The organism is Vibrio variabilis (genome assembly GCF_003263785.1).
GTDB lineage: Bacteria > Pseudomonadota > Gammaproteobacteria > Enterobacterales > Vibrionaceae > Vibrio > Vibrio variabilis.
The window spans coordinates 48,522-70,682 of sequence record NZ_JYJK01000047.1; the positions used below are offsets into that span (position 1 = coordinate 48,522).

General features: G+C 48.5%; 12 protein-coding genes and 6 pseudogenes. 7 read left to right on the top strand and 11 right to left on the bottom strand.

Annotated features, from left to right (window positions below):
• Positions 1 to 11: 11 nt before the first annotated feature.
• Positions 12 to 1,831: pseudogene (locus TZ48_RS06860) on the bottom strand (DUF294 nucleotidyltransferase-like domain-containing protein).
• Positions 1,832 to 2,059: 228 nt separating this feature from the next.
• Between TZ48_RS06860 and TZ48_RS06865 the strand changes: the two are divergent.
• The 4 genes and pseudogenes from TZ48_RS06865 (at position 2,060) to TZ48_RS06880 (ending at position 8,410) form a co-directional block, all read left to right on the top strand.
• Positions 2,060 to 3,247, top strand: a complete 1,188-nt coding sequence (locus tag TZ48_RS06865; RefSeq protein ID WP_112478680.1) for a 3-phenylpropionate MFS transporter — start codon at positions 2,060 to 2,062, stop codon at positions 3,245 to 3,247.
• Between the two features lie 70 nt (positions 3,248 to 3,317).
• Positions 3,318 to 6,745: pseudogene (locus tag TZ48_RS06870) on the top strand (PAS domain-containing hybrid sensor histidine kinase/response regulator).
• Between the two features lie 460 nt (positions 6,746 to 7,205).
• Positions 7,206 to 7,544 (top strand): DUF3316 domain-containing protein, encoded by a 339-nt coding sequence (locus TZ48_RS06875; RefSeq protein WP_112478681.1) that lies wholly within the window; start codon positions 7,206 to 7,208, stop codon positions 7,542 to 7,544.
• A 527-nt stretch (positions 7,545 to 8,071) separates the two neighbouring features.
• Positions 8,072 to 8,410 (top strand): DUF3316 domain-containing protein, encoded by a 339-nt coding sequence (locus TZ48_RS06880; protein ID WP_112478682.1) that lies wholly within the window; start codon positions 8,072 to 8,074, stop codon positions 8,408 to 8,410.
• A gap of 71 nt (positions 8,411 to 8,481) precedes the next feature.
• Here TZ48_RS06880 and TZ48_RS06885 read toward each other — a convergent pair.
• The 7 genes and pseudogenes from TZ48_RS06885 to aspA form a co-directional block, all read right to left on the bottom strand.
• A pseudogene (locus TZ48_RS06885) lies at positions 8,482 to 10,184 on the bottom strand (sodium:solute symporter family protein).
• Positions 10,185 to 10,196: 12 nt separating this feature from the next.
• Positions 10,197 to 10,463, bottom strand: coding sequence for a DUF4212 domain-containing protein (locus tag TZ48_RS06890; protein ID WP_006075415.1), 267 nt, complete (start codon positions 10,461 to 10,463; stop codon positions 10,197 to 10,199).
• Positions 10,464 to 10,667: 204 nt separating this feature from the next.
• Positions 10,668 to 11,291, bottom strand: coding sequence for a MarC family protein (locus TZ48_RS06895; protein WP_112478683.1), 624 nt, complete (start codon positions 11,289 to 11,291; stop codon positions 10,668 to 10,670).
• A gap of 203 nt (positions 11,292 to 11,494) precedes the next feature.
• Entirely contained in the window at positions 11,495 to 12,130 is a 636-nt protein-coding gene (locus tag TZ48_RS06900) for a response regulator transcription factor (RefSeq protein ID WP_112478684.1), read from the bottom strand.
• A 129-nt stretch (positions 12,131 to 12,259) separates the two neighbouring features.
• The gene (locus TZ48_RS06905; protein WP_112478685.1) at positions 12,260 to 14,098 is read right to left on the bottom strand and encodes a protein-disulfide reductase DsbD; all 1,839 of its coding nucleotides are present in this window, start codon (positions 14,096 to 14,098) and stop codon (positions 12,260 to 12,262) included.
• A gap of 146 nt (positions 14,099 to 14,244) precedes the next feature.
• Positions 14,245 to 15,555: an anaerobic C4-dicarboxylate transporter gene (locus TZ48_RS06910; protein WP_112478686.1), complete on the bottom strand. Its 1,311-nt coding sequence runs from the start codon at positions 15,553 to 15,555 to the stop codon at positions 14,245 to 14,247.
• Positions 15,556 to 15,693: 138 nt separating this feature from the next.
• Positions 15,694 to 17,143: pseudogene (aspA, locus tag TZ48_RS06915) on the bottom strand (aspartate ammonia-lyase).
• A gap of 353 nt (positions 17,144 to 17,496) precedes the next feature.
• Between aspA and TZ48_RS06920 the strand changes: the two are divergent.
• From TZ48_RS06920 to mutM, 3 genes and pseudogenes are all read left to right on the top strand, one after another.
• Positions 17,497 to 18,005 (top strand): annotated as a pseudogene (locus TZ48_RS06920) (FxsA family protein).
• Positions 18,005 to 18,502 (top strand): hypothetical protein, encoded by a 498-nt coding sequence (locus TZ48_RS06925; RefSeq protein WP_112478687.1) that lies wholly within the window; start codon positions 18,005 to 18,007, stop codon positions 18,500 to 18,502. The pseudogene TZ48_RS06920 and the gene TZ48_RS06925 overlap by 1 nt, the downstream one beginning before the upstream one ends.
• 51 nt (positions 18,503 to 18,553) lie before the next feature.
• On the top strand, positions 18,554 to 19,363 hold the full coding sequence (gene mutM / locus TZ48_RS06930; RefSeq protein WP_112478688.1) for a bifunctional DNA-formamidopyrimidine glycosylase/DNA-(apurinic or apyrimidinic site) lyase: 810 nt from the start codon (positions 18,554 to 18,556) through the stop codon (positions 19,361 to 19,363).
• A gap of 104 nt (positions 19,364 to 19,467) precedes the next feature.
• Here mutM and lpxM read toward each other — a convergent pair whose 3' ends face one another.
• From lpxM to slmA, 3 genes and pseudogenes are all read right to left on the bottom strand, one after another.
• Positions 19,468 to 20,424, bottom strand: coding sequence for a lauroyl-Kdo(2)-lipid IV(A) myristoyltransferase (lpxM, locus tag TZ48_RS06935; RefSeq protein WP_112478689.1), 957 nt, complete (start codon positions 20,422 to 20,424; stop codon positions 19,468 to 19,470).
• Positions 20,425 to 20,436: 12 nt separating this feature from the next.
• A pseudogene (locus TZ48_RS06940) lies at positions 20,437 to 21,377 on the bottom strand (Kdo(2)-lipid IV(A) acyltransferase).
• 5 nt (positions 21,378 to 21,382) lie between these two features.
• A complete protein-coding gene (gene slmA, locus TZ48_RS06945; RefSeq protein ID WP_042502207.1) occupies positions 21,383 to 21,973 on the bottom strand; it encodes a nucleoid occlusion factor SlmA in 591 nt (196 codons plus the stop codon).
• Positions 21,974 to 22,161: the final 188 nt, after the last annotated feature.

Sequence of the window (22,161 nt, forward strand, 5' to 3'; positions counted from 1 at the left end):
ACCTCGCTACGTTAGTGGCGAATTTGATAGTGGTAACCAAGCCATTGCTTGAACTTTTTCACTACATGCAAACCGTGTCTAAGTAGATCTCGCTCGGGTCGTTCAAGCGCATCCAATTTTATGGCGTTGCTCGTGTCATGGTGGGAAAGTTGCTGCTGAAGGCGTAGTTTAAATAGGTGTTTGAGTGCCTCTGATAGATTCTCAGCCGTCGCTTTCTCTAAGACTCGTTTTGCCACCAATTGGTCGATGCGATCAAACGTGTTAGTGGCATCAATGGCGTATTCCATGCTTAATGCTCTGACGCCGTGCACGATAGGGAAGATCCCCCTTGTTTGAGATCGACGCCTTGCTTCGAGCTTTTTACGTTACCAAATAGGGTGAGCGGCACCGCGAAGTTAAGGGCAGGGCGAGTGAACTCGGTTAAGATCAGCTCTTGTCCCTCCATTTTTTGTTGCAGGTGCTGCTTGACCGGTGAGAGTAAGGCTTCGTTGCCGGCTACTGCTCTTGCATCAGCGAGAATGGCAATCTCCATGACACTTTCGCTGTTGGCACTGGCGACCAACTCATTAATACGCTGTTGCCAAGCGTCAGTCGTGCGTACCCAGTGAGGGTTGCTGACCATGACTTTGCCAGGCAAAGTGGATAGCCAAGACGTGCGAGCGTGTGGTTGAGTTCATCAAGCACTTTTTGTTGATTCGGCCATTCCAGACCTGGCTCGAGAATGAGCGCATTGTCTTGATCCGTTTTAAGAATTTGCTCGCCGCGCCCTTCAGAGCCCATCACAACTAAGCAGCAGTGATTGTGCATCGCGGGTGGTACTACAAGCTCAAAGGCACGCTCAATGATTTGTTCGTTAACGGCTGAAACCAACTCCATCATAAATCGGGTGCGAATACCGTTGGTTACAAGGCTATCGACCAGTTGCTGTTGACGATTAGACGCTAGAGCCAGCTCTTCAACACTATTCGCGCGGGCAATGCTGAGTGATAACACGTGAGAGTGGGTGGAGAACGCACTAAGAATCTGCGTCATATCGAGCATTCCCACCGCTTGGCTGCCTTCACACACCATTAAGCGCTTTACTCGTTGACGAGTCATGGTCACCATGGCGTTGAACAAAAACTCATGCTTCTCCACTTGATGCACAGGATAGGTGGCAATCTTGCCAATCGCGGTGTCGCTGTCTAGCTTGTCGAGCACCACGGGCGTGGAGCATGTTGGTACGAGTGACAATGCCATAAGGCGTGGCATTTTTAGTGACGCGAGGGTCGTCGCTGGTAAGTTCAATCAATGCCGCGTCCACGCCTTGGCTAAGTAAGGTTTCGGTCACCGTGGTGATCGGCATGTCTGCAGGCAGAATTAATGGCGGATGGTAGATGTCCTCATCGACTTTGGTGAGGATAAACTCGCCTAAATTTTGCTGTTTTTGCGCCTCTTCAATCAATTGTTGGCGTGTCGCCAGGCTAGTGTCGAAGTAAGCGGCGAACTGACCGTTGCTGTGATAAAGCGAGAGAAATACATCTTTAGGAAGTAGGTAAACCAGCGTGTCTTCTAGGGCGACGTAATCATGTTTGACGGTTTCACTGAGTATCGCTCTGACATCAAACATATCGTCATAAGTATAGTGAGCGTAGACTTCTTTTTGTTCGCTATCGCGCTCTTCGACGGAGCCCTTGATAATGATATGCAGATGGTCGGCATGGCTACCCGCCTTTAGGATGGTGTCTTTGTCTCGATAGTAGGCGACATCCAGCGCGGAGCGAAGCTCGGTTTGTTGGCTGTCACTGAGTCGATCGAAAGGTGGTGACGACATATTGAATTTATCAGGCATACCAGAGCGCTCCATTTTCTCCCATCATGGCTATAGTCTGGCAAATTCGTCGCCAAGCTCCAGACGACTTTAGTCGAACACGGTGAGTGGGGTTCTTCTGAGGGTCTTCGCTGCGCAGGATAGGGGGAAATTTACGCTAGAGATTAATTCCCTTTTTATGAGCAAGGTCTCGTTGCATAATAGCGCCACTTTTAATCCGCCTATCCTGTTGTAGCAAGGTTCATTGACATGTTAACGCCTTCCCCTTTTGCTTGGGTTTCCCAATATTTATTTGGTTTCTTTTTTGCCTACGGCGTGTATTTGCCGTTTTGGGCGTTGTGGTTTGAAGACCAAGGGGTGTCAGCTGCCGATGTTGGCTTGCTCATGGGGCTGGGTTTTGCCACTCGATGTGTGGCGAACCTGCTTATCACGCCGCGTATTCACAAAGCCGAAAGTCTATTGCCTGCGCTGCGCTGGGCGACGTTAGCGTGTACTTTGTTTGTGGCTGCACACTTAGCTGCAGGGCCGAGCTTCGCGATGCTAGCGTTAGTCACTGTACTGTTTAATTTGAGCTTTGGTCCTGTGGTTCCATTGTCAGATGCGGCAGCGAACCATTATGCGAACAGGGATATGCTTGATTATGGGCGCACACGCCTTTGGGGCTCGGTGGCCTTTATCGCTGGCTCTTCTGTGGTGGGTTACCTTGCTTCTCAATTCGGTGCCAACATGATTGTTTACACGGCTTTGGCAGGCTTTGTCATCTCAATGCTACTGGTGATGCGTAATCCTGCGACTATGCCGGTATCACAAAGTCATGATGATGCAGCAAGGCCGAAGCTCAGCGCGTTATTAAAAGAGGCGTCAGTCATTCGCTTTTTGGTCTTGATTGCGCTTATTCAAGGCAGTCACGCTGCGTACTACAGTTTTAGCTCTATTTACTGGAAAGAAGCCCGTCACCCTGAGAGCCTCATTGGTTACCTGTGGAGCTTGGGTGTGGTATCGGAAGTGATGCTGTTTGCTTTTAGCAAGAAATGGTTTGCTGGCTGGTCGCTACGTACTCTGTTTGTGATTTCATCCGTGGGCGTTATTGTGCGTTGGGGCTTGACGGCTTCAACCACCGCTGTCGGTGCCTTGGTGGTGATTCAGCTTTTACATGGCGTGACGTTTGCTATCGCGCATATTGCGGCGATTCAATATATCCAGAAGTCAGACGCCAATAAAATGGTGGCATTACAGGCGCTCTATAACGCTATCCCACTCGGTGCGTTCATTGCTCTGATGATGGCTGTGAGTGGTTGGGGTTATGAGAATTGGGGCGCGAATGTGTTCTGGGGTATGGCGGCGATGGGCGTATTGGCGCTGTTTATCAAAGTCGAACCAGGTAAAAATGGCGTGAAAGATATCCAGGAAAAATCTCAGCCTGAGCCACAGAAATGAGTTACGGAGTTTGAGAAAGTTTGTGATAACCCTTTAAATAATAGTTAACGATTTTAAAGGGATATCACTTATGCAAGGATGGATCGTCGTCCCCGTGTCATTGGCCTATTTGGGCATCTTATTTCTTATTGCATGGTACGGGGATAGGCAAAAAAAGTGGTTATCCAACTGGCGCCCCTGGGTTTATAGCCTATCCATTGCGGTTTACTGTACCTCCTGGACCTTTTACGGCACCGTTGGTCAGGCCAGCAGCAACCCTTGGGCGTTCTTGCCCATTTATATCGCGCCAATCATCGTTTTTACCATAGGGTGGCGCGTCATCGCTCGCCTTATCCTTATCGCCAAGCGCGAGCATATCACCTCCATTGCCGATTTTATCGCGGCTCGCTATGGTAAATCCCAAGGCTTAGCGGTTGTCGTGACCTTAATCGCTGTCGCGGGGATCTTACCCTATATCGCATTGCAGCTGCGCGGCATCACCATGGGGCTTGAAGTCGTCGCCCCTGATTTAGCGTCTGAGCTAGGTTATCAAGATAAGCACATTTCTTGGTTTGTGGTGGGTGCATTGGCGATCTTTACCATGCTGTTTGGTACTCGCCATATTGATAACACTGAGCATCACCGAGGCATGATGATGGCGGTGGCGTTTGAGTCTATCGTTAAGCTGGTGGCGTTTTTGGTGGTTGGGGTCTTCATACTCTATCTCGCTTGGGAGCGCCCCGATATCAAGCTCACCGAGCTTGCCTCAAGTACTTATCAATCTCCCAATATTCCCACCTTGTTGATCCACACGGGATTGACCATGATGCGATCGTCTGTTTGCCGCGCCAGTTTCACACTATGGTGGTTGAGAATGAGCGTGCCCAGGACTTGCATACCGCGCGTTGGTTATTTCCAGCTTATTTAGTATTGATGGGGCTCTTCGTATTGCCCATTGCTTGGGTGGGGCAAGGTCTTTTGATGGGCACCTCACCAGATACGTTCGTGATTAGTATTCCCAAGTTTGCTGAAGCGAACAACATTGCTTTACTGGCGTTTTTGGGGGGCACTTCGGCCGCGAGTGGCATGGTGATTGTATCGACTATTGCCCTGGCCATCATGATGTCCAATGACCTAGTGATGCCACTACTACTGCGCCGCATCAAGCTGGCACATCGCTCTCATCGACATCTATCTGGGCTGCTACTGATCATTCGCCGTGCTTTGATCTGTGTGTTGTTATTTGGCGCGTGGCTGTTTTATCAGGCGCTCGATACCATTCACTCGTTGTCCGCGATTGGTTTTCTCTCCTTTTCTGCGATTACCCAGTTCGCACCCGCATTGATTGGCGGTATGTATTGGCGCTCAGGTAATCGCAAGGGGGTTTATGTAGGCCTGTTTGTGGGCTTTGCTATCTGGCTAATTACTTTAATGAGCGAAACAGGGTTGCTAGCTGGGGATGCGAGTACCAACTTATTGCTGCGTATCATCACGCCACCAGACCTGTTGGCCTCATGGGGTATTGCGAGTTCCGACTGGGGAATGCTGATCTCTGTAGTATTGAACGCGCTTTGCTTTGTCGTCATTTCACTGGCGACGCGTTCTAGTCTGACCGAGCGTCTTCAGTCGGCCTCATTTGTGGGTACGCCGCTACCTGAAAGTGAAAACCTCAGCCTGTATCAAAGCCGCGTGACTGTCGCAGAGTTAGAAATGCTGGCCTCACGTTTTGTCGGTCGCACGCGGGTGCGCAGCGCATTTAGACATTACTGGAAGCAACAAGACAATCAACCACTACCAAACCAGCAAGCATCCGCGGAGCTTATCAGGCATACCGAGCGTGTCCTTGCCGGGGTATTTGGTGCATCATCCGCGAAGTTAGTACTGACTTCGGCGCTGCAAGGGCGCAACATGCAGTTGGAAGAAGTAGCGACCATTGTCGATGAGGCCTCGGAGCTTTATCACTTTAGTCGCGGCCTGCTACAGGGGGCGATTGAGCATATTGGTCAAGGCATTGCCGTAGTGGATAAACAGTTGCGACTGGTGGCTTGGAACCGTCGATATTTGGAGTTGTTTAGCTTTCCTTCTGGACTTATCCAAGTCGGGCGACCCATTGCGGATGTGATTCGCCATAACGCTGAACAAGGCTTATGTGGTCCGGGCGATCCCAATGAACACGTGCGCAAGCGTATCTTTTACCTTGAGCAAGGATCGCCGCATACCTCGTCGCGCGTTCGCGCGGATGGCAGCGTGATTGAAGTGCAAGGCAACCCAATGCCTGGTGGCGGTTTTGTGATGAGTTTTACTGACATTACTGTATTTAGAGAAGCGGAAACGGCGCTTCGCGATGCTAATGAACGATTGGAAGAGCGTGTAATCGAGCGAACTCGAGAACTTGAGCAGCTTAACCAACGTTTGGTATTGGCAACGCGTCGTTCGGAGTCGGAATCTCAATCGAAAATGCGCTTTTTGGCCGCGGTGAGCCACGATTTGATGCAGCCACTCAACGCCGCTCGCTTGTTTGCTTCCTCATTGTCTGAAGTGAGCAAAGATGAGGAAGCGCGAAAACTATCAGGCCATATTGAAAGTGCCCTTGGCGCTGCGGAAGAGCTCATTGGCGATCTGCTCGATATCTCACGTTTGGAGTCAGGTAAGCTGCAAACCAATGTCCGCGGTTTTCATCTCTCTGAAGTATTTGAGACGCTACAAGCGGAGTTCAGTGCTATCTCGAAAGGTAAGCAAATCGATTTCTCCGTGGTTTCTAGCTCGCTTATCGTTAAATCCGATCCTAAGTTGTTACGTCGTGTATTGCAGAACTTTTTGACCAATGCATTTCGCTACAACCCCGAGGGCAAGGTCTTGCTTGGTGCACGGCGTATCAATGGTCGGGTGCGGATCGATGTTTGGGATGACGGTATCGGTATCCCAGAAGATAAGCAGAAAGAGATCTTTAACGAGTTTACACGTGTTGACCAAGCAAGAGCTGATAGGGGCTTGGGGCTTGGGCTCGCGATTTCTCGAGGCATTGCCCGTGTGCTCAATCATCAAATCTCCATGCGCTCGTGGCCAGATCGAGGCAGTGTCTTTTCTATTACGCTCGATCTGGCTAGCGAAGTTGCAGCAGAGCCAGTGAAAGCGACAGCAACCAATGATGCCGGACTGAAGCATCTGAAGGTGCTTTGCGTCGACAATGAGCCAGATATTCTAGTTGGAATGGAAACCTTACTGGCTCGTTGGGGCTGCGATGTGCGTACTGCACTTGATTTGGTTGGCAGTCTTAAACACTTAGACCAAGGGTGGGAGCCTGACGTGATTCTTTCTGACTATCGACTTGATAATGGCCGTACAGGGCTTGAAGTGCTTCAACAATTTAGATTGCGGGTAGGTGACTCATTTAAAGGGGTGATCATCAGTGCTGATCGCACCGAGTCAATGCTTGAGGGCATTAAGTCCAATGGCTTTGCCTTCATTGCCAAACCTGTTAAGCCGCTCAAGCTGCGCGCGATTCTCAATCAATCATAACCTCTCTTTGATTAAGAGGTATGCTGTTATTGTCACGGTTGTTGTGGCTAAGGATAAATGGCATGCCTCTGATATCTTTAGCTAATATTCCGGTCTTTCCGCCTTACTCGACAGTTGATTTACTGATTTCCAATAATGCTTACCCATAGAGAAGCGAGTTTCAGATTAGCGACACCCAAATGTTTGTTTAATAAGTTTTTTTCGAAAATATAGCGCTGAATCCGACACTTTTTTGAAATTAATGTGACCTATGTCGGATCTTTTTGAGTATCACTAAGTTAAGCAAACGAGAAAAAACACCATGCGTAGGTGGAATAAAAATCGTTACTACTATCAGTTTTGTTTCGTTTGCTCTGTGATTTTAAGTCTTCGCAATTACGAAGAGGTTGGTTGAGCGTTAGGTTGTGTTGCGTTCACTGGATGTCGAGCACTTAATCGTGCAACTCAATGAGGCTTTATTATGAAAAAACTACTACCACTTGCAGCCATCATCGCTATGGCACCGACTTTGGCTTTAGCAACGGCAGACAATCTTTACGGGTCGGGCGGCGTGCACACCGAATACTTTGAGACGAAAGCCGAAGCAATGGCCGAAGTGAATCGTATTGTCGATGAACTCTCCTCTAAACCGTCACACGAATTAGCGTTTGTGCTGCGAACCCCATCTAAGAGTCTTGACCGTAATAGTATCGAAATTTATGACAAAGACGTGTCTTACAAAACTAAGCTCGATGAAAGTGGATCAACCATGTATCAAGGCACGGTCAACGTCGAGTATCGTTATTCTCGCTACAACTAGGTAACGATGTCGTTAACGCAACAAAGCCGCTGTAATCCAGCGGCTTTGTTTCGTATAGCTACTGTTATTACTCTGGGTGATAAGTGGTGCTTGGCTGATATCTTTACGCAATATCACCGTAACTTTACCTTACTTGACAGACGCTTTACGAATTTCCAACTATTCTTATTCATAAGGAAAGAGGCTTTCATATCGTTACATTTTTATTGTGACTTTCCTCAATTAATTTGGCGTATTTAGGTGTTTGTTAACCAAAGACTTTTAAGGTTCTAGTACCTGAGTCGACATTTTTTTTGAAATTTATGTGACCTATGTCGGGTCGTATAGAGTAACAATGAAGTAGTGAATGCGACGAAATGTTGTCTTTAACTAGAATGAGAATCTTTATGATTCTTGGTTTTGTTTTTGTTGCTTTTAATACTTTTTAGGTAGGTCTTCGTAATAACGAAGGAGTTGGTTGAGCGTTAGGATGTGGTGCGTTCACCTGATTGTTGAGCACGTTAGGGTGCTATTTATGAGGTGTCATTATGAAAAAACTATTATCTCTTGCAGCAGTATTCGCGATGGTTCCAGCGGTATCGTACGCGCAGTTTGATAACATTTACGGTAACGGCGGCGTACACACAGCTGTACACGCGACAGAAGCGGAAGCCATTGCAGAAGGCAATCAAATTATGGAGACGTTATCGAGCACTCCATCTCATGAGCTCGTGTACATTCTGCGTACACCGCACAAGAGTTTGAAGCACAACAGCGTAGAAATTTATGACGCCGATGTGAAGGTTAAGACGGTTGCTTCGACCGACGGCGCACCAATGTACCAAGGCTTTGTCGATGTTGAGTATCGTTTTGCACGTTACGACTAAGTTTATTTTCGCTAGCACGAAACAAAGCCGCTGCATATGCAGCGGCTTTTTCTATTTTGGTATTGGTAAGATTAGTGGTTGTGTGCGGCGCCGGCGCCTTTCGGGTAGCGAATAGACTCAACCATATCTTGTACGTCTTTTGGTACTTCAGCCGTAAACTTGTTAACGATAATGGAAACCGTGAAGTTTAGACACATACCTAGTGTACCGATGCCCTCTGGGCTGATACCAAATAGCCAGTTGTCTGGTGTATTTGCCGCAGGGTTTACAAACTTGAAGTAGATGATGTAAGCCGCTGTGAACAAAATACCTGAAAGCATACCCGCGATTGCGCCTTCTTTGTTCATCTTCTTGTAGAAGATGCCCAAGATAATCGCTGGGAAGAAGGATGCAGCAGCCAGACCGAAGGCAAAGGCAACAACCTGAGCTACGAAGCCTGGTGGGTTAATACCGAGGTAACCCGCACCGATAACCGCCGCTGCCGCGCCTATCCGAGCATACATGAGCTCCTGTTTATCGGTCATGTCGGGTTTAAATCCTTTCTTGAGCAGGTCATGGGAGACCGCCGTCGAGATAACCAAGAGTAGACCCGCTGCCGTTGATAGTGCCGCTGCCAAACCACCCGCGGCAAGCAGTGCTACGACCCAGTTTGGAAGTTGAGCCAGCTCTGGTGAAGCCAGTACGATGATATCGCGGTTAATTTTCATCTCGTTACGCTCGTCACCTGAGTAGAACATACGACCATCGCCGTTCTTATCTTCCCAGCCAACAAGGCCCGTGCTTTCCCAGTTCTTATACCAGCTTGGTGCTTCTGTCGCTTGAACCCCTTTCATGTCTGGACCGTTAATGGTGTCGATCATGTTAACGCGAGCAAACGCTGCTACCGCTGGAGCAGTGGTGTAAAGTAGCGAGATAAAGACCAGTGCCCAACCTGCTGAGATACGTGCATCTTTAACGCGTGGAACGGTGAAGAAGCGAATGATTACGTGTGGAAGACCGGCTGTACCTACCATAAGTGCTGCACAGATAAAGAACACGTCTACCATACTCTTCGACCCATCAGTATAGGCGGTGAAACCTAACTCCTCTGTGAGTCCGTCGAGCTTATCAAGCAGGTAGGTTTCTGAACCTGAGATGGTAGAACCAAAGCCAACTTGTGGGAAGACTGAGCCTGTCATCATCAGAGATGTAAACACTGCTGGTACTAGGAAAGCGAAGATAAGAACACAGTATTGTGCTACCTGAGTATAGGTAATCCCTTTCATGCCACCCATCACCGCGTAGAAGAATACGATGGCCATACCGATGACGATACCAAGGTTAATATCGACTTCTAGGAAGCGAGAGAATACCACGCCGACCCCACGCATCTGACCGGCCACATAAGTGAACGAGACAAAGATAGCACAGAATACCGCAACCATACGTGCTGTCTTAGAGTAGTAACGATCGCCAATGAAATCTGGCACGGTGAACTTACCGAACTTACGTAGATAAGGGCTAAGCAAAGTGCAAGGAGTACGTAACCGCCAGTCCAACCCATTAGGTATACCGCACCATCGTAGCCGATGAATGAGATAATACCTGCCATCGAAATAAACGACGCTGCCGACATCCAGTCTGCTGCGGTCGCCATACCATTTGCCACTGGGTGTACGCCGCCACCTGCGACATAGAACTCACTAGTAGAACCAGCACGAGCCCAGATTGCGATACCGATATACAACGCAAAGGTGATACCGACCAGAATAAACGTCCAAGTTTGAATATCCATTATTTGCGCCTCTTAGTCTTCTTGTACATTGTACTTTTTGTCGAGCGCGTTCATGCGAGCGACGTAGACGAAAATCAGCGCAACAAAGGTGTATATCGATCCTTGCTGTGCAAACCAGAAGCCCAATTTGAACCCTCCAAATTGGATGGCATTAAGCGCGTCAACAAATAGAATTCCCGCGCCGTATGAGACAATAAACCATACTGCGAGTAGGGAACCCATGATTCCTAGATTTTCCTTCCAATAGGCTTGAGCTTGTTCTGATGATTCGAACGCCATGGCCTTCTCCTTTGTCATGTTTGCGTTAACGTATTGTTACGTTTAATAAGGTAGCAGGCTGATGACAAGAACTCAGTGCAACTTTAGTCGACTGCAGAAATAATAAAAGCGCCATAAAAACAGGCGCTTGAGTTTGAAGGGAAATAAAACTGTGATGTTAATCTAATGTTAAATTAGCCAAAGGTCTAACGTATATCGACAAATTTAGATATAAAAGTCTTTGATACCTTGCAATAAGTTGCTCACGGCAACCGCAGCAAGGATTAAGCCCATCACTCGGCTGATGATGGCGGCACCCACATTGCCGATCCACTTTTGGATCGTTGTGGCGCCGAGTAGCAGAAGCAAAGTGATCAGGAGTACGGCGAGCATCACTAGCGCTGTGAGTCCCTGATCCATAATAGAGTGTCGATGATTGTCAGTCAGAAGCACAATAGCCATCATAGCGCCTGGCGATGCAATCGATGGGATCGCCAGTGGATAGACGGCGAGATCGGCGAGTTGATCGCGGCTGACTTCTTGGCTCAGTTTGGTTTCTTCTTCGGGTTTGCTTTCACCAAATATCATGGTCAGTGCAAAAAGCAGAAGAACCAATCCGCCCGCGGCTTGGAATGCAGGTAGCGGTATCTGCATCGCTTCAAGCAGTAACTGACCGGCGATAAGAAAGAACAGCAATACGCCAAAGGCGATGGCGACCGCTTTTAGTGCGACGATGCGACGATGTTTGACATCAAGATGTTGGGTTTGAGAAAGATAAACGGGAACCGAGCCAATAGGGTCAATGACAGCCCAAAGCACGACGAATTGAGTAATGAGAATACTGAGCAAAGCGAACCTCCCAGAGTTTGGTGAAACAGAGGGATAACATGAGCCAGTGACGGAGAACCGCATTTTTGAACTGATAACCAAGGCGGTAACAACTGGCGGCGCTATTATTTAACGTATTGTGGCTGGTATCAATGTTTTAATAAACCTATTCATGCCCCGTTACATAATAGCAGCTTGGACATGAACTGTCGGCGATCTTATCGCTAACCTTCTGATTCCATTTGTTGTAATAGGATCACGGCTTGGGTTCGGTTTTTAACGCCTAGCTTTCTAAAGATGGCGGTCATGTGTGCTTTGATGGTTGCTTCTGACACATTGAGGTCATAAGCAATTTGTTTATTGAGCAAACCATCGGAGAGCATACCAAGCACTTTGTATTGCTGTGGTGTCAGCGTTGAGATTTTCTCTGCTAGGTCATTATTTTCGCTGTTATCAATGAGCAGTTCTGGAGGGAAGTAAGGCTCCCCTTCAAGCACTTTGTTTAGGGCGCCAATAAGCGCGCGCATATCACTGGATTTGGGAATAAACCCAAATGCGCCATGCATCTTAACTTGTGAAACGATACTTGGCTCTTCGCTGGCGGAGATAACCACAATAGGAATATCGGGATAATCGGCACGCAGATGGATAAGGCCGGACATCCCATTGGCGCCTGGCATTTTTAGGTCGAGCAATATCAGATCCGGCTCTTCGTTTTTTTCTAAAAGACTGAGCAAAGAGTCCAACGAGTCTGCTTCCAGCAGATTCGCCCCACTGATCGCCATGTGAACAGACTGAAACAGCGCGTTCCTAAACAGTGGGTGATCATCAGCAATAATGATGGTATAGCTCGGTTCCATAGCGTCTCAGTTATTTTGCAAAAGTGTTAACGTTATTATTGATTCTGCACTGAGTTTGGACAAATGAATCAATACAAAACTCTGAGCAGAATCGACTTTTTACTGTACGCGGACGCAAAAGCTTAGGTGTTATTCTTTAAGTAGCGAATGTTGGCTTAAATGCTCTAGAAAATCCTCGGCGCCAACAAAACCGGTTAAACGCGCACTTGGAAGCGGAGTGCCATTCGCATCCCAAAACTCGATAGTCGGCAATCCTAGCACATCCATCGCTTTGAGCATTTCGATATCCTGTACCTGATTACGCGTGACATCCGCTTGCAGTAAAACAAAGTTAGCAAGGACAGGTTCGACATTGGCATCGTGGAAGGTGTACTTTTCGAACTCTTTGCACGCAACACACCAATCGGCATAGAAATCGAGCATCACAGGTTTACCGGCAAGTTTCGCTTTGTCTAGCTCGGCATTGAGCTCGGCTAGGTTGTTGACTCGAGTAAAGCTTACGCTGATCTCGGACTCGTTACTGGTAGGTGCGCCAAGCCAGTGATTGAGTAGCGGCTGCGCTGACGCAAATAGACCTAAAATTGCAATAATGCCGACACAGCTTTGCTTCCAGCCACCAAATGGCAGTGCATTCTTTTGATGATACAGCCAGCTAAAGGCGGCGATGCCCAAGCTAGACCAGAGTACGCTGCTCCAAAATTCTGGCAGTAAACGCTCGAGCAAGAAAATAGGCGCAGCAAGCAGTACAAAGCCAAACAGGATCTTTACTCGCTCCATCCAATTTCCCGCTTTTGGTAGTAGCTTGTTGCCAAAGACCGCAGCGGCAATCAATGGGATACCCATACCAAGCGCCAACGCATACAGCGCGACACCACCAGTCAGCAAGTCGCCACTTTGTGCCACGTACAGCAGGGCGCCGGACAATGGAGCGGTCGTACAAGGCGAGCACACTAGGCCGGATATCGCCCCCATGGCAAACACGCCTAACAGGTTGCCGCCTTTTTGTTGATTGCTGAGGTTATTGAGCCAAGTTTGTACGCTGCTTGGTAGCTGCAAGGTATAGAGTCCAAACATCGACAGTGCCAGAGCCACAAAAAGGATGCTCAAGCCAATAAGCACATACGGGTGCTGCATCGCGGCTTGAAATTGCATGCCGGCCGACGCCACGACAAGGCCAAGTAAGGTGTAGGTAAGCGCCATGCCTTGCACATAGACCATAGATAACAGCAGCGCTTGTTTATGGCTGCGCTTGCCGCCGCCCAGCACGATACTGGTAAGGATCGGATACATTGGCAATACACAAGGCGTGAAAGCGAGGCCAATACCGAGCAGTAAAAATAGCGCTGGCGTCCACCAGTTTTGTGCGAGTTTGTCGGTTAGATCGTTATTGCTACCAGAGGGAGCTGTGCCAGTTGTTGCTGGCTGTGGTGTTGCTGCCGGTTTGCTGTTGTCTGCGGCAGTTGTCGCTGCTGGTTGGGTGTCAGTCGTAGTATCAGAAACGGCATCAAAGCTAAATGGCGTGATGTCGATAACGCGCGTTTCTGGTGGGTAACAGAATCCCGCTTTGGCGCAGCCTTGATATTGCACAATCAGTTTTGCGCCAGCTTGATATTGGCTTAATGGCACTTCAACAAACAGCGGCTGGGTGTAAATCGTCACATCCCCAAAGAACTCATCGGTGTACGGCTCACCTTGTTGCAGTTCAATATTGCCGAGGGTGACGTTTTCGCCACTAAAGCTTAATCGGTCTTGATAGAGGTAATAGTCAGGTTTGACTTGCCAGTCGATGAAGACTCGGTCGCCTTGCTGATAGGCGTTCATTGGAAATGCTTGATCAACAGGAACAAAGGTATTCGTGCCACTAGGGGTAAAGGCATTGCTGGTGTTGTTGTCTCCAAATAGAGCCCAGCTAGGCAACGCCAATGTGGTTAGGGAAAGCAGCAAAAATTGAGAAAGTAGTCGAGTCATGAACGCTATGCAACCAAGGTTTAACAATATAATGAGGTTATATGATGTTAAGACAGGAAGATAGCGAGAAATGTTTCATCGAAGATAAAAAAAGAGCTGCGATACAACGCAGCTCTCAATTCTTTTTGCAATCCATTTGCTAGGGATTAGCCGATCAATAGACCGCCAAATGCAAAACCAAGCGCAACCGCAGTCGCGATAGTGGTCACGCCCGGAATGAAGAATGGGTGGTTGAACACATAGTTGCCGATGCGTGTTGAGCCTGTGTCATCCATTTCAACCGCAGCAAGCAGGGTTGGGTAGGTAGGCAGTACAAACAGCGCACTGACTGCGGCAAACGAAGCAACCGCGGTCAATGGTGCCACGCCAATCGCTAGTGCTGCTGGCATTAGGGCAACGGTTGTCGCGCCTTGTGAGTAAAGCAGCATTGAGGCAAAGAACAGAACCATCGCTAGCATCCACGGGTAGTCTTCTAGTAGCGCGCCCGCTAGCTCTTTAATGCCGTCAACGTGCGCGTTCACAAACGTTGAGCCAAGCCATGCCACACCCAGTACACAGACACACGCTGTCATGCCAGAGCGGAATGTTGCCGCTGAAGGAATTTTAGATGCGTCGATTTTGGTGACTAGCGTAATTGCCGCCGCTGCCGCCAACATGACCGTCATGATGGCTTCGTTACGGCCAAGCGCAGGATCTTCAATCAGGCCGATAGAGCCAGAGATCGCTGCTGCGTAGCACACCACGAATGCTATCGCGCCCAAGAAAATGTAGGTCGCCGTTTTTGCTGTCGGTAGAATATTACGTTCTTTCGCGTCACTTAGCTTGATAAGGCCTTGCGCTAGACGCTCTTGGTACACAGGATCATCTTTAAGCTCGCTGCCCATGAAGTTAGCGACAAAGGCACCAACCATACAGGCGATAAAGGTGGTTGGGATACACACAGCCAGTAGCGCTAGATAATCGACCCCCATTGGCGCTAGCATTGCCGCAAATGCAACCACCGCGGCAGAGATAGGAGAAGCTGTGATCGCGATTTGCGAAGCCACAACGGCAATCGACAGTGGACGTGATGGACGCACCCCTTGGCCTTTCGCCACTTCAGCGATTACAGGCAGCGTAGAGAACGCGGTGTGACCGGTACCTGCCATAAGCGTCATCAAGAAAGTTACAATGGGAGCATAAAAGGTGATTCTTTCTGGATGTTTGCGAAGGAAGTCTTCAGCAATTTGCACCAGCCAGTCCATACCACCAGCTACTTGCATCGCAGCAATCGCAGTGATTACCGACATAATAATTAAGATCACATCCACCGGGATGTAAGCTTGGCTTGTTGGTACACCGAGTACCAGTGACAGGGCAATGACACCAGCACCGCCGGCCAGACCGATTCCAATACCGCCAATACGTGCGCCTAAATAAATAAACAGCAGTACGACGGCAAGCTCTATAGCAACCATAGTCAATCCTTGTTTCGAGTGTCCGTTATCAAACGCGATGACAAGCGGACGTTGTAGATAATATTAGGGAATAAGTTTTACCAATGAGAAATAGGTACTAAAAAGGCTCCCCCAAATCGGGAGAGCCTTTAGGCGTCATTACTCGTAGCGCTTGGCTTTATACTGAGGTTTCATCAGATTGTCCACTGAGAAAATGTCATCTAACTCTTCTTCAGATAGAAGGCCGCGCTCAAGTACCACTTCTTTTACGCTCTTACCGGTCTCTGCACAGATCTTACCGACGATGTCGCCTTCATGGTGACCGATGTAAGGGTTGAGATAAGTGACGATACCAATTGAGTTGTAAACGTAGCTCTCGCACACTTCTTTATTCACAGTAATGCCATCGATGCACTTGTCGCGCAGGTTGATACAGGCATTTTTCAGAATATCCAGAGATTCAAACATGCTTTGTGCAATCACTGGCTCCATGACGTTAAGCTGAAGCTGACCGCCTTCCGCAGCGAAAGAAACGGTGTTGTCGTTACCAAGCACTTTAAAGCACACTTGGTTCACCACTTCAGGAACCACTGGGTTCACTTTCGCTGGCATGATAGAAGAACCCGCTTGCAGTTCAGGTAGGTTTAGCTCGTTAAGACCCGCGCGCGGACCAGAAGAAAGCAGGCGTAGGTCATTACAAATCTTAGACAGTTTCACCGCTAGGCGCTTAAGTGCACCGTGCGTCATTACATACGCGCCACAGTCAGAGGTCGCTTCAATAAGATCTTCTGCAGGTACACACTCCAGACCTGTTACCTCAGATAGGTGTTTAACGGCAAGCTCTTGGTAGCCTTGCGCTGCGTTTAGGCCAGTACCGATGGCTGTTGCGCCGATGTTCACTTCCAGCAGTAGTTTAGAGGTGTACTCTAGAGCACGGATCTCTTCGTTCAGCGTGACTGCCAAGCGTGGAATTCTTGGCCTACTGTCATTGGCACCGCATCTTGAAGCTGAGTACGGCCCATTTTCAGAATGGTAGAGAACTCTTGCTCTTCGCTTCGAATGCGCCTTTTAGATATTCAATTGCATCGATGAGCTTTTGTACGCTGTTGTAGACAGCGATACGGAAGCCCGTCGGGTAAGCACAGTTTGTTGATTGACTCTTGTTAACGTGATCATTTGGGTTAATGAACTCATATTGGCCTTTCTCTTTGCCCATCAGTTCAAGTGCCACGTTCGCGATCACTTCGTTGGTGTTCATGTTCACAGAGGTGCCGGCGCCGCCTTGGAACACGTCCGATGGGAACTGATCCATGCACTTGCCTGTTTCAAGGATCACGTCACAAGCTTGAATAATATATTGAGCGATGTCTTTTGGAATCACGCCAAGCTCTTTGTTGGCGAGCGCAGCGGCTTTCTTGGTCATGACCATACCGCGAACAAAATCGGGCACATCAGAAATGGTCACATTGGAGATATTAAAGTTTTCGATAGCGCGTAGCGTGTGGATGCCGTAATAAGCATCGGCCGGGACATGACGTTGGCCTAATAGATCTTCTTCAATACGAGTGGCTTGAGTCGCAACTGTTTGCTCAATAGTAGTTGTCGCCATATTTTGGATCCTTAGAGAATAATTCTGCGTTAGTTACAGTTCTTTTTGCCAAATCTGTATTAAGAATCCATTCGCCAGAATAATTGGCTAGTTATTACGTCCTGACTTATGGGGTACATATTACTCAAAGTGGCACATAAAAATAGTAGCCAGATCACCTTTTTCACTTAATTATTGCAAAGGTCGACAAAGTCCTCGTGAGATGAGATTTTGCTCATAAAATTCTCCCCAATAACTGAGTCGATTTATATTTTGAAAAACTCATTTTGTGCGCTTAACGGTTGAATCTGAGTAATTTATTTGTGGTTTAGTAAAGGGTAGGCGTAAACTGACAGCAAACCAAGGAGGAGCGTGTGTTTCCGATACTGTTATTGCTATTTATTTTTGTTCCAATCATTGAGATTGGGCTATTTATCCAAGTCGGCGGTTTTTTGGGCTTATGGCTACTATCGGCCTAGTGCTATTGACGGCGGTAGTGGGCGCCTCACTAGTGCGTAGTCAAGGCTTGCAAACCCTGATGTCAGTACAGTCGAAGCTGCAGCAAGGTGAAATGCCAGCGCAACAAATTGTTGAAGGGGTGATGTTGGCGGTCTCAGGTGTGCTGCTCCTTACCCCGGGCTTTATGACGGATGCGATGGGGATGCTGGTATTGCTGCCAGCACCGCGCGCGGCCATTGCCAAATACCTAATGAGTAAAGTGGTCGTGAAAAGCATGTCTGGAGGGTTCCATCAAGGCGGTTTTCATCAAGGTGACTTCCAGCAAGGACCGTTTGATTCCCATCGCGACCATCAGCGCGATGGCAACACCTTTGAAGGTGAGTTTGAACGTAAAGACGATGACGACCGTAACAAGCTGAACTAATGATATTTAACCGCATCAAGCTTTCACGACGTAGCTGGAACAATGTGCTTATCATTGGCATTGCTTTTTTTATGTTGATGATGGCTGCGCCGACTCTGATCAAGCAATATTTGCTGGAGCCAGCAGCGCAGGCGAGTGAAGGTTTGGTGCTTGACCCAAGTGTCGAGCCAATAGAAATCAACTACGCTGGTATCCAGTTTTACAAGCAGAGTGATACCTGGCGCGCGATTCCTAATAAATGGAATCAAGATGCTGAAGGCGTCGTAGCACGCTGGAAGGCGATGCAGGGCACGCCCGTTGATAATGTCACCTATCAGAAGCTTAAGCCTGCGTTTGAGCATCCGATGACGATCGAAGTGTGGTATCACGAGGTTGAAGAGCCGCAGCGTATTACCGCTTACCCGTTGGAGCAGTTTTGGCTGCTCAGCACCTACGATGGCCTATGGGTAGCGGTAAGCTTTGAAGGCAGTGAACTACTGCCACAGGGTGCGAGATAAACGCATCTATTTCTTGTCCACTCAGTCAATGACCAGTTAAGCGTAGACATCATGCCAGAATTACCAGAAGTTGAAGTTTCTCGCCGTGGGATTAGCCCGCATCTATTGGAACAAACCATTCAAGAGATCATCGTGCGCCAGCGTCAGTTGCGCTGGTGGATCCCGGAAGAGATCCATGATCTACATGGTGAGCCCATAACCGCAATACGCAGACGAGCTAAGTATTTGTTGTTAGACACCCCCAAAGGCACTGCCATTGTTCACTTAGGGATGTCGGGCAGTCTGCGTGTATTGGAAAACCCGCCGCCAGCTGAAAAGCATGACCACGTTGACTTGGTGCTTAGCAACGGTAAGGTCATGCGCTACAACGACCCACGCCGCTTTGGGGCTTGGTTGTGGTGTGCTCCGGGTAAGTCCCATGAGCTTTTGGATAACTGTGGCCCAGAACCTCTTACGGACGAGTTCAATGCGGATTGGATGCTCTCGCGCGCGAAGAATAAACGGGTCGCGATTAAAACCTTCATTATGAATAACGCGAACGTGGTCGGGGTGGGGAACATCTACGCTTGTGAGTCACTTTTTAGTGCGGGTATTCTTCCGACGACACCGACTTATAAAGTGACGTTGAATCAATGGCAAACCCTAGTAACAGAAATCAAACAGGTGCTAGCACAAGCGATCACTCAAGGTGGAACTACGCTAAAAGACTTTTCGCAAACGGACGGTAAGCCTGGCTATTTTGCCCAGGAGCTACACGTATATGGGCGAGCTAAACAACCTTGTCATGGCTGCGGTGAGCCGATCAAAGAGATGAAGATAGGTCAGCGAAACACTTTCTTTTGCGATGTGTGCCAGAAGTAGTGATACTGAATGCTGAGAATAAAAAAGCGCTTGCCGAGGCAAGCGCTTTTTTCATGGCAGTCGTTCGCCCTTTTGGGGTAACGGGCGATAACACTCAGCCAGCGTTAGATATTGTCGTAAATACGTTTGCCATCGCGCTGAGTTTCTAGCAGATATAGGTTCCACATGTACTGTTCCGGCTTGTCACGCAGCAGCTCTTCAATGGCGGCGTTCATTGCCCGTGCGTCTTGTTCTTCATCTCCCGTCGGGAAGTTGTCGATCGCTGGCAGAATGTGTACTTCGTATTTGCTAGTTTGGTCATTGTAGGCTGGCAGTACTGGTACCACCTTAGCGCGAGACAGACGCGACATTTTACCAAACCCTTTTAGGGTCGCTTTTTCTGCAGCAAAGAAGGGCACAAACACCGAGTTTTGTGGGCCATGATCTTCATCTGGCAGCCAATAACCGATGTAACCATCCTTGATGGAGCGAACAAACGGCTTTACGCCGGCGCTGCGAGCAAAGATGCGTCCCCCATACTGCATGCGCTGGACGTGCATCAGCCAATCACCGATTGGGTTGTTCTGCGGCTTCATGATGGTGGCTACTTTATGGCCTTGAGCTGCTAGCATAACCGCAGGATAGTCCACTGCCCACGCGTGCGGCGCCAAGATGATGACGTTCTCGCCCGCATCCAATAGCGGCAGTAGGTTCTCTTCACCAATCATCACACCACGATTTTGATTGTGCTTGGTTGAGCGCACTAAAAACTCAGAGTAACCCAGCAGGTATTGGCCTGCTTTGGCAAAGGTCTCTTCAACGATGCGCTGGATCTCTTGCTCGGATTTCTCCGGAAAGCATTTTTCTAGGTTTAGACGAGTGCGTCTGACAACGCGACCATTTTTACCGACAATGATCCCGGAAATATAGCGCGCGAAACGATCGCGAGGCTTCGCGGGAACAAAAGCTAGGAACACCGCAAGCAGGATGCCAAGCCACGTACCCCAGTGTTTTGGGTGTAAAAATGCCCACTGGAAACGAGGATCATAGAGGTTTTTATCGATATGTTCTTGATTGCTCATAATGCCTACTCGTTACAGATAGCGAGAGTTAGTTTTGGTTTCGTCAGGAACCGACTTGAATCGCTTGTGCATCCATAGCCACTGTTCTGGCGCGCGCAAAATGATCTTCTCTACGTACTGATTCATTAGTGCTGCTGCGGCCACTTCGTCTTTCTTTGGATATTCATCTTCAATGGAGATGTCAGCGATGATCTCATATTTACCATCGGCATTTCTAAAACCAGATCCTGGAACGATGGCACACTTACTGGTGTAAGCCAATATACTGGTGCCCGTGGTGGTGCAGGCTTCTTCTACGGCAAAGAAAGGTACGAACACAGATTTGTTGTGACCATAATCTTGATCCGGAAGGTAGAACAAACGGTGACCTTGGCGCATGACGCGGATCATCGATTTTAAATCGGTACGATAAATCAGTTTGTTGCCGTTGCGAGTACGACCGCGGTACTGGATGAATTCGTAAGCGGGATTACTGTGTGGACGATAGGCGCCATACCCTGGGAGCCCCAGCACAGCAAAAGCGCGAGCGGTGATCTCAAGGTTGAGTGCGTGCACGCAGCACAGCAGTACGCCTTTATTGTTGGCTTCATGTTGCTAAGTGCACTGATGTCTTTCTCGACCAGAATACGTTTAAAGCGCCAAGTTGGCCAAAACCAAGTAATGCCCGTTTCGATGAGCGCCATGCCAGAGTTCTTAAAGTTCTCTTCCACAAAGGCGTCTATTTCTTGAGGGCTTTTTTCTGGAAATGCCAACTCTAGGTTACGACGCGCAATTTGAGCGCGCTTGCCGCCAAAGCGCATGGCGAATTTGCCAAGGCCACGACCGAGTTTATACAGCAGCGCGTAAGGTAGCAGGTTGACAATCAGTGCCAACAGGCCAAAGCCTATCCACACGCCCCAGTGTTTGGGATGCAGCAGTGACAGGCTGAAGTCCGGTTTTTTGTCAATTTTCATTAGCGTTATTGCAGTTGTAGTTTTAGCAGCGCCCAGTACTCGTCAAAGGTGGACGTAGGGGTGTATTTAAAATCAGAACGAACAAAGCGGTTCAAGCTGCCTTCTACTTGACCGAGTAATTGAGCTGCGAGGATCTTTTCATCCACCGGGAAGCTTTTGCCTTCACGAATCTTGCGCTCACGCAAAATTTGACGCAGAGATGTCTCAATTCTTTCATAAAGCTGATTAATTCGGTCACGTAATCGTTCATTCTCAAACATTAGAGCATGGCCAGAGAGAATGCGACTCAAACCTGGATTACGTTCAGAAAACGCCAGAATCAATTGCAACACCAGACGAATGCGAGTCAGGGTGTCTTTTTCTTCATCTAAAATGCGGTTGATGCGAGACATGAGCGACTCTTCGATGAACTCAATCAGTCCTTCAAACATACGCGCTTTGCTTGGAAAATGACGATAGAGTGCCGCTTCAGACACGCCCACTTGCTTGGCAAGTTTTGCGGTCGTGATGCGAGACGTCCCTTCGTTGGACTCTAGCATCTGAGCAAGAGCCTGAAGGATCTCCTCTTTTCGGTTCGACTTTCTCGTAGCGGACATAAATCCTATTCCTTTTGATTACTGCATGCCGAAATCAGCACGATAACGCCCATAAGTGAATCTGTTAGTGTACCTAAGCGCGTTTTATCCACACAGTTCAACGTGCTAAATGGTTGAAGTGTGTAACAATCTATCTCGCAAGGTGGGCGAGCAGAGGGAGTGAGGCGGCGCAGTGTTTGTACCACGCG